Raw genomic sequence first — 2,093 nt, 5'->3', positions numbered from 1 at the left:
CCCGAAGGTCGACCCGAAAAACGACCCCCGCCGGACCTCCTCCCCCGGCGGGTGTTGTTGTTTTCACGAGGCGCTCCCATCAGCAGCTGTTTGCCCCGCACCGCGCACGGCAATTGCAATCGCCGCACCAAGCGATTATTCCGGCGCTCATGAGCAAAAACCCAATCCACATCATCGGCGGCGGCCTCGCCGGTTCCGAAGCCGCCTGGCAGGCAGCGCAAGCCGGCGTGCCCGTCATCCTGCATGAAATGCGGCCCGTTCGTGGCACCGATGCGCACAAGACCGATAGCCTGGCCGAGCTCGTCTGTTCCAATTCCTTCCGCTCCGACGACGCCGACAACAACGCGGTCGGCCTGTTGCACGCCGAAATGCGGCTGGCCGGCTCGTTGATCATGAGCGCCGGCGACGCCAACCAGGTTCCGGCCGGCGGCGCGCTGGCCGTCGATCGCGACGGATTCGCCGATGCCGTGACGAAAAAACTCGAAGCACACCCGCTGATCACCATCCGGCGCGAGGAAGTGCCAGGTCTGCCGCCGACGGATTGGGACCAGGCGATCGTTGCCACGGGTCCGTTGACCGCCCCCGGGCTTGCCCAGTCGATCGCGGAAGCGACCGGCGCCGATGCGCTCGCCTTCTTCGACGCCATTGCGCCGATCATCCATTTCGACACGATCGACATGAATACCTGCTGGTTCCAGTCGCGCTACGACAAGGTCGGGCCAGGCGGCACCGGCAAGGACTACATCAATTGTCCGATGGACAAGGACCAGTACCTTGCCTTCGTGCAAGCGCTGGTCGACGGCCAGAAAACCGAATTCAAGCAATGGGAAGGCACGCCCTATTTCGACGGCTGCCTGCCGATCGAAGTCATGGCCGAGCGCGGTGTCGAGACGCTACGCTACGGGCCTATGAAGCCGATGGGGCTGACCAATGCCCACAATCCGACGGTAAAGGCCTATGCCGTCGTCCAGTTGCGGCAGGACAATGCGCTGGGCACGCTCTACAACATGGTCGGTTTCCAGACCAAGTTGAAGCATGCCGAGCAGGTGCGCATCTTCCGCACCATACCGGGTCTCGAAAACGCTGATTTCGCCCGTCTCGGCGGCCTGCACCGCAACACCTACATCAACTCGCCGACCTTGCTCGACGCTTCGCTGCAACTGAAGTCGCGGCCCGGCCTGCGTTTCGCCGGCCAGATCACCGGCTGCGAAGGCTATGTCGAAAGTGCGGCCATCGGCCTGCTCGCCGGCCGCTTCGCCGCAGCGGAGCGGCTCGGCCTTGCTCCGTCCCTGCCGCCGCTGACCACGGCCTTCGGCGCTCTGCTCAACCACATCACCGGCGGTCATATTGTCTCCGATGACGAGCCGGGAAAGCGCTCATTCCAGCCGATGAACGTCAATTTCGGCCTGTTCCCACCTGTCGAAGCTCCGAAGGCCGAGGGCAAACGCATGCGCGGCAAGGACAAGACCGTTGCCAAGCGGCACGCCATCACATCGCGTGCGCAGGCTGATTGCCGAGAATGGCTAGGGCTGCCGGCACAAGCGCAAGCCGCCGAGTAGTCCGTGGCCAAGCACTCCGAGCTGCACCAGCTTCTGCCGTCGGACCTGCCGCCGAGTGGCGAACCTTTCGCCGGCGACTACGAAATTTGCTGGAGCATCTATGTCAGATGCACCAACCTGCGGAAGCTGCGCGAAGTTCATATACCCGCTATCGAGGCGCTAATAGGTCAGCCTCACGGGGGCCAAGGTTGGCTGTACGAAAATGAAAATTACAATGAGAACCGTGATCGAAGCTTGAAGAGAATCATTGCCGTTCAGCCTGTCGAAGGTCCCTACAATGACCGGCTAATTCTGGATTTCATGAAAGCGATCTATTCGCTGTCATCCTTCTGGGCGATCCAAGCCCGTCTGGATCCCTCACATCCTCATGGCGCCTACCTCAGTGCACGATTCACGCAGGAGGCTCCCAGCTCGGAGGCGCCGGCTATTGTCGACGCGCTGGTTGAGTTCGAAGCCAATTTTACAGATTTGGGGGGCCATGAATTCGGCCGGCATTTCGGCACAACTCGGCGCATTAGCGCCACCATGCCGGAT

The 2,093-nt window shown here is 62.0% G+C and carries 2 protein-coding genes; both read left to right on the top strand.

Annotation, left to right across the window (positions count from 1 at the left end):
• The first annotated feature begins 149 nt into the window (after positions 1-149).
• Positions 150-1,559 carry a methylenetetrahydrofolate--tRNA-(uracil(54)-C(5))-methyltransferase (FADH(2)-oxidizing) TrmFO gene (trmFO, locus tag ENZ75_RS29860; RefSeq protein ID WP_063168111.1) on the top strand — a complete coding sequence of 470 codons (1,410 nt, stop codon included), beginning with the start codon at positions 150-152 and terminating at the stop codon, positions 1,557-1,559.
• Positions 1,560-1,562: 3 nt separating this feature from the next.
• On the top strand, positions 1,563-2,093 hold a 531-nt coding region (locus ENZ75_RS29855; protein ID WP_164888116.1), incomplete at its 3' end, for a hypothetical protein.

Source organism: Mesorhizobium sp. M7A.F.Ca.CA.002.04.1.1 (genome assembly GCF_004022805.1).
Taxonomy (GTDB): domain Bacteria; phylum Pseudomonadota; class Alphaproteobacteria; order Rhizobiales; family Rhizobiaceae; genus Mesorhizobium; species Mesorhizobium ciceri.
The sequence above is the reverse complement of the archived record's forward strand: the minus strand, read 5'-3'. Positions and strand labels throughout refer to the sequence as shown.